The organism is Chlamydiota bacterium (assembly GCA_016178055.1).
Classification (GTDB): domain Bacteria; phylum Auribacterota; class JACPWU01; order JACPWU01; family JACPWU01; genus JACOUC01.
Window position 1 is genome coordinate 20,928 of sequence record JACOUC010000027.1, and the last position, 6,909, is coordinate 27,836.

Annotated in this window: 5 protein-coding genes; all 5 read left to right on the plus strand. The window is 40.0% G+C overall.

Going from position 1 to position 6,909, the window contains the following annotated elements:
* Window positions 1–58: 58 nt before the first annotated feature.
* The 5 genes from HYS07_03510 (at window position 59) to HYS07_03530 (ending at window position 6,611) form a co-directional block, all read left to right on the plus strand.
* Window positions 59–646: a nucleotidyltransferase domain-containing protein gene (locus HYS07_03510; GenBank protein MBI1870242.1), complete on the plus strand. Its 588-nt coding sequence runs from the start codon at window positions 59–61 to the stop codon at window positions 644–646.
* On the plus strand, window positions 637–1,092 hold the full coding sequence (locus HYS07_03515; GenBank protein ID MBI1870243.1) for a hypothetical protein: 456 nt from the start codon (window positions 637–639) through the stop codon (window positions 1,090–1,092). Before HYS07_03510 ends, HYS07_03515 begins: the two co-directional genes overlap by 10 nt.
* A gap of 263 nt (window positions 1,093–1,355) precedes the next feature.
* Window positions 1,356–3,284: a DUF3352 domain-containing protein gene (locus tag HYS07_03520; protein MBI1870244.1), complete on the plus strand. Its 1,929-nt coding sequence runs from the start codon at window positions 1,356–1,358 to the stop codon at window positions 3,282–3,284.
* Between the two features lie 319 nt (window positions 3,285–3,603).
* Window positions 3,604–5,253 (plus strand): AAA family ATPase, encoded by a 1,650-nt coding sequence (locus HYS07_03525; protein MBI1870245.1) that lies wholly within the window; start codon window positions 3,604–3,606, stop codon window positions 5,251–5,253.
* A 44-nt stretch (window positions 5,254–5,297) separates the two neighbouring features.
* The gene (locus HYS07_03530; protein MBI1870246.1) at window positions 5,298–6,611 is read left to right on the plus strand and encodes a hypothetical protein; all 1,314 of its coding nucleotides are present in this window, start codon (window positions 5,298–5,300) and stop codon (window positions 6,609–6,611) included.
* The last annotated feature ends 298 nt before the right edge of the window (window positions 6,612–6,909 follow it).

Sequence of the window (6,909 nt, forward strand, 5' to 3'; positions counted from 1 at the left end):
GAGAAGTTTTCTTCCCCATTGAATCTGTTCTCAATTTAGAGTACAATCGCTCTCTAGAATGAGAACGATATTTTTTTCTTTATATCTTACAAAATCAAAGATCAGGGCAGATCTTTTGACATTGTTTTTTCTGAATCCAGATCGTTCTTATTATTTGCGTGAACTGGTGAGGCGGTTCGGATATTCCGTGGGGTCTCTTGCCCGTGAGCTTAAGGCTTTTTCGAAAGAGGGACTTTTTGAAAGAGCCGAGCGTGGAAAAGAGGTTTTTTATCGTCTTCATCATAGACATCCCTTGTTTACTGAAATCAGAGGAATTGTTGAGAAAACGGTGGGTATTCCAAAGCGCCTCTCGGATGGGCTTCAATCTTTGAAAGAAATTCAAGAAGCTTATCTCTACGGCTCTTTTGTCAAAGGCAAGATGAAGGTTGATTCAGATATTGATCTGATCTTAGTAGGTGATGAGACACAGCGCCTAAAAAGTTTGCTCAAACAACTTGAAGCTAAATTTGATCGTTCAATCAGTTCAGTCCTTTTTTCACCAGAGGAATTTCAATCTAAAAAAGATGTCAAAGGGGATTTTCTCTACGCAGTGATCAGATCCCCTCTGATCCAAATAAAGCCTCTTAAGGAGAAAGAATGGATCTGATTAAACTTTATAAAGACAAGGGACAGCTTGAAATTTTCAAGATAGAGCATGCCCAAATTTCAAAATACATCGAAGCAGCTTATCAGGATTTGAAAGAAGTTCGAATCACATTTCCTGTTTCTGACAAAGCGGCTTATCTTTTTGCCTATACAGCCATGCTTAAAATGGGACGCGCCCTTCTTTTTTTAAAGGGATTTCGTTCGAAAGGTAAGGGGCAACATGAGACAGTTATTGAAATCGCTGGAGATATTCTTGGAAAGGGCTTTACAGATCTGACAAATGATTTTGATGCCATGAGAAGAAAAAGAAATAAAATGATCTACGATGTAGGTGATTTAATTTCCCACAGTGATGCAGAAGGTGCTTTTAGAACTGCAGAACAATATTTGAACAAGGTTAAGGATTTTATGAAAAAGGAAGATTCTCAGCTACGGTTTGAATTGTGAGATCAGATGTATGGAGGGTCACCTTTTTCTATTGCTTATAGTTAGCTCTCTCAGATATACTTGCACCTAGGTTCAAAATTGTTGTTCTTGTTAGAGCTTTTTTTAGCCGAGAAGGCACTCTTTGGATGGGGGGATTTTTAAAGAGTTTGTAAGGTGACATTTAAATGGTTTCTCAACGAACCTATTTTACTGGAATGAGTTGTATTAAATCCAGTCAAGGATTTTTTTCTCATTTTAAGACTTAAGATAAGGAGAATAAAGGAATGAAAAAAGGCATTTTGGCGATTGGTGCTGTGGGAGTCGTTGCCGTAGGTATTGTTATTGCTTTAAAATTTACAAAGCAGAAAACATCAGAGATGGGTGCTCCTTCAGGCGTTGAAAAATCTGTCACGCAAATGGAGTCCTTTAAAGGTGAGGTCGCCATTGCGGATGTGATTCCCAGTGATGTGGTCCTTTTTCTTTCCGCACGAAATGCCAGGTCAACCTGGGATCTCGTTAAAAGTTCCAACTTTTGGAAGCAAGTCGCTGATCTTAAAATATGGGAAGCGGCTCAAATAGTATCAAATTTAAACACGATGAAAGAGCAGTTTAAAACCAACATGGGTTTTGATCTGAGTGAGGAAAATGTTCTGGGAGTTTTTGGGCAGGATTTAAGTATTGCCTTAGTCGGAAGCAAAGAAGGATTAGCCAACCCTCAGATTTTACTCTTGGCACAAACGGATCCGAGGGCTGATTTCAAGGGGAAGGTAGACACTCTATTAGAAAAGGTCAAGGGCACTGTAACCGTGGAAACGGTTGAATATAATGGTCAAAAAATTTCTCGTGTGAGAAATCCTCAAGTGGCGGGTCCTGAATTTAACTATGCTTTTATTCAAAATGTTTTTGCGCTCGCCATCGGTATTGATGATTCTGGAATTCGAAAGGTTGCAGATTTGGTTTCTAAGAAATCTTCAGAATCTTTGGGAACAAACGAGCAATATAAAAGTGCTCTCGGATTATTGAAAATGAGTGGGGATCTGAGAGGCATTGCCTTTGTCAACATGGCAAAGATTATTGATTTGATTAAGGCCTTGCCTGCCCCTGAAGGAGCTCCTGCTGGTTTTACAGAGGGTCTTGAAAAAACATTGGGGACCATTAAATCAATCTCTGCAGCGGTTGGTTTTGATCAAGGGATGAGGGTGAAGCTCTTTTTCTCCAAGAATAAAGAAATGCCCGAAAGCGATATTCTTTCGGGATGGGAATCTCAACCTAAGGAGGCGGAGTCACTCAAATATTTACCTGAAGACAGTTTGCTTTTAACTATCTCCAACTCCATTGATTTTTCCAAGATTTGGGATGGTTGGCAGAAAAATATTCAAACTCAGAACCCTGAGCAAGGAAAGACCATCATAGAAGGCGTTGAAAAATTTGAAAAAGATTCAGGTCTTCGCATCAAGGAAGATATTTTGAGCTGGTTGGGGGGAGAAGTTTGTTTTTCTCTCACTCAAGTGGATATGGGAGGACTTTTTCCTTTTCCCCATTTGATTCTTTTAGCAGAGGTCCAGGATCCCCAGAGGGCATTGGCGACCATGGAAAAGTTAGGGGATTATATTATTCGTACCTCCGCTCCTTCTGGAGTAAGCTCGGGCGCCCCAGCGACGGAAAGCTCTCAATCGGATACCTCCGCTGCAACGTCCGAGCCAGGCGCTGTCTCTAATCCTCCTCTTGGCAAAGTGAAAGTGGGAAATGAAGATTATCAAGGGATAGAACTTCATTTTTTAGAAATTCCTCTTCCTTATCAAACGCTGAATCCATCCTATGCGATTGTTAATGGATTTCTGGTGATTGGCATTAACAAGGAAAGTGTTAAGAGTGTCATTGATGTTGCAAAGGGGAATGCGAAACCGGTTAAAGATAACAAGGTTTATGGAAGTGCAACAAGCAACTTCAGTCCAAAGTCAAATCAGATTGCATTTTTAAATATGGATAAGACGCTTAACACGATTATTGAAATAACGAAGTGGGCCGATAATCTCCAAAAAGGACGTGGAGAAGCGGGTGCTCAAACCGATAAGGTGATTGAAGAAAGCGTTATTCCTCTTCTTCAATCAATGAAGATTTTTAAATCCATTGCTGTTGAAGCTGTGAATCAAGATCAGGGGATTGAGGAGACGATGTATATACAAATGGAGGACTTAAAAGAAAGTAAATAATTTTTTATAGGCATATGCACTTGACTCAAAGTTAAGCTTGATCCGTCAAGCGTAGTCGCCCGATTTATCGGGCAAATTCATGCTAAGAGCGCATTGCCCTATAAATGGGGCGACTGCAAATGGATGAAACTTGAGTCAAGTTCATATACCTAAATTTTTATTTTCGTAAAATTTATTACAAAGTTGAACAGTTTTAAAGGGGGGCAGAAAAGCCCCCTTTTTTTATAGAAATAAGTTAGGACTTTTTTGTGTTAGTTCTAGAAAAGACGCGAATTTCTTGGCGATACTTATAAATTAATGTTAACTTAAGGTGTGACCCATGCGTAAATTATATCGAAAATTTAAAATATTCTTCATGAATCACTGGGTGGCCTTCCTGGTCACCTTTCTCACCATTCTCTTGATTGCCTTATCCATTTGGGGTTTGTATTCCTTGGAGTCTTTTTACAGAAATATGACGCTGGCCAGTCTCCCTATTCAGCTTTTAATGGTGGCCTTAAATGCGGTCATTTTTGTGTATATTTATGCCGCGACATTTAGGGGTGGTTTTTCCCAGATGAAAAAGGAAAAGGTGAAAGCCAATGAGGTTAATGTTCATTTTGATGAGGTGATTGGAATTGATGAAGCGAAAGAAGAAGCATGGGAAGTGGTTCAGCTGATCAAAGACAGAACAAAGTTAAAACAGATTGGAGGAAAGATTTTAAGAGGTCTTTTGATGATTGGTCCTCCAGGATGCGGAAAAACCTTACTGGCTAAAGCGATTGCGACTGAAGCAGGTTTACCTTTTCTATCTATATCTGGGAGTGAGTTTGTTGAAGTTTTTGTGGGTGTTGGAGCGAGCCGTGTTCGCAAACTTTTTCAGAAGGCGAAAAAATTAGCTTATGCGCATGGTGGATGTATTATTTTCATTGATGAAATGGACGCCATTGGGCGTAAAAGGCACTTTTTTGCCATGGGAGGCGGTCAGGAAACAGACAGTACGCTGAATCAGCTTTTGGTCGAACTCGATGGTTTATCTGGAGCGGGAAATATTGTGGTCTTGGGCGCAACCAATGCTGTGGAAGGCGTTATGGACGAAGCCCTTTTGAGACCTGGCCGTTTTGACCGGAAAATTTATATTTCTAAGCCGGGTCTTGCAGGAAGGGAAAAACTTTTCAAATTCTATTTGGATAAAGTGAAATATGACCCGACCATGGATGTTCCAAGATTGTCAAGGAGATCGGTAGGATTAAGTCCTGCAGAAGTAGAAAGCCTTATTAAGGAAGCGGCTCTGATTGCGACGCGTGATAAGCGGGAAGTTGTCACTTATAAAGATATGACGAGTGCAATGGAGAGGCTTTATTTGGGGGTCAAGATTAAACGTGATGTTCCTCCCATTGAGAAAATGGAAACGGCCTATCATGAAGCAGGTCATTTAATTGTTCTTTATATTTTGCATCCGACGGATGATGTTTTTAAAGCCTCCATTGCCAATCGTAAAGATACTTTGGGAGTGGTCTATCCCATGCCCAGGGAGGATCTTCGCTCTCACGATCGAAATAAGGTTTTAGCAGATATTAAGGTGAGTCTAGGGGGGTATGCTGCTGAGAAAATTAAGTTCGGTGCAACGACCACAGGGGTCAGTGGTGATTTTCGTAATGCGATGCATATTGCTCACCGAATGGTTTGGGAAATTGGAATGGGGAAAAAGGGATATGTTGGGGATTATACCGTTATTCCAGAATCTCAGCTTGCGGATCAGATGAAAATTGAATTGAACCAAGATGTTAAAAATATCATGGATGATTGCCTTAAAGAGGTTGAGGATCTTCTTAAGTCTGAAATGAATCTCTTGGATCGATTTGCAAATGAATTGATCCAAAAGGAAGAATTAGAATACGATGAGATTGAAGCGATTTTTAAGGAGTTTGGTAAGGATCAGGGACTTGCAGCCAAGGAGCAGCGATACGCACCCCAAAATCCGATTTAGCAGTTTATTGAATTCGATTGAAGGCGAGATGAGGTGATTGAGTTGTGTTGATGAGAGGGCAGAAAAAATTTTTTTTGTTCATCCTTCCTTTCTGGGTCTCTTTTTTTTGTATTCCTGGATGTGGAAAGCCCTCCTTTCCCCGTGAAGAGGTTATCAACTCTGTTAAGCAAATCTGTCACGATGAATACCACCTGGATGTTCAAACAAGAATTGTTGGAGAAAATCTAGGGACTTATGTTGTCCTTGAAAGCATCTTTGATCGACAGCAAGGTCTTACAAAAGAGGCTTCAGAGCATCTGGGTGATATTCTCTTAGGGGTTTCTCGTGTCAGCCTTTCTACGGATGCCCCAATCTGTTTCTATACAGTCATTGCTGCGGATAAGACTATTCCAGGGGTTGAGGCTGTTTTTGTTCGTTATGTCGATGACCTTAAAAGATACTATCTCGGAAATATTTCTAGAGAAGATTTTTTTCAAAGGATGATGATCGACGTTCGTTTTAATCCAGCCACTTTGGCTGAAAGAACGGTTCTCACTTTCTTTTCCAATCTTTCGAAGGGCAACAGCCGGGCCCTGCTTGCCAATTATCTTAAGAAGAGCTCCGACTCAACAGAATTTTCTCTCGCTTTTTTAAGAACGATTCTCGAAATAAAATTAAAAGAAAATATTCATTTTGAAATTCTTGAGATTAAAGTAAGACCTTTACCTTCTGAAAGGGCTCTGGTCTATTGTAAAGTTCGTGAAACCTATGAACCTGGGAAGGGATATGGGGTGGATGATTTTACATTTCCCTCCGGTTTTATTTTTCAGTATCTTTTTGTGATCGGTTCTTCAAATTATCTTCCCGAGATTCGTGAAATTATCCCTTTGGATTATAAAGATGAAGATAACAGCTATCAGAAAAGACCTTTTCCTGAGGAATATAAACCTTTTGAAAATGTGAATAAGTGGGGCGAAAAAGATTTTCTTCTTGAAGACTTAACTCTCCCACAGTTTTTAGCAGGGCAAATGGCTCAGCGTATTGTTCGCAAGGTGAAAGAGCTGGAAGGAGACACCAAGGATAAAGATGCTAAAAAAATTGTTTCTGAGCCATCTCTCGATTATAAAGTTGATTCTGTGAAGGGACATTATGTCAGGGGAGAGGAGGAGCATAGTGCACCCGCGCCTTCTTTTCGCATCGATTTTAAAATTTCAAAGTTGAAGACGGAAGAGGTTATCCCTAAAAATCTTTATGATCTTTCTTTTAAAGTGATTAAGGATGTGATTGAAAAATATCATTTTGATGATTTTAAAGAAGTACGACTTTCAAGGGCCTCTTCAAAAGATATTAAGATTATTTCTAAAAGCCAAATCAGATAGGAAAAAACAGTAAGGAGTAAACAGTAAGCAGTAATTAGGGTCTGCTGAAAAAAGGTTCCGATCGTTTTGAAAAAAGTCTGGGCATTTATTTTTCATCCCAAACAACGCTTCTAATTTTCTTTTTTATATCCTTGCCAGAGCGGTCTTCAAATTCATTGCCAGAATTCCTCCCCGTGTCCAGATTTCCGATCCTTCGGGGCCGTGGTACCACACCCTGTTTAACTTATAATGTTCCTTGCCGTTTTCAAAGTTCCCTTCGATCCGATTTCTCTCTTTTTGCTTGCGCCTGAACCATTGC

What these genes read in the sequence shown, in the direction of transcription:
- HYS07_03525 (MBI1870245.1), top strand. Translation starts at nt 3,604, where the DNA reads ATGCGTAAATTATATCGAAAATTTAAAATATTCTTCATGAATCACTGG.
- HYS07_03510 (MBI1870242.1), top strand. Translation starts at nt 59, where the DNA reads ATGAGAACGATATTTTTTTCTTTATATCTTACAAAATCAAAGATCAGG.
- HYS07_03520 (MBI1870244.1), top strand. Translation starts at nt 1,356, where the DNA reads ATGAAAAAAGGCATTTTGGCGATTGGTGCTGTGGGAGTCGTTGCCGTA.
- HYS07_03515 (MBI1870243.1), top strand. Translation starts at nt 637, where the DNA reads ATGGATCTGATTAAACTTTATAAAGACAAGGGACAGCTTGAAATTTTC.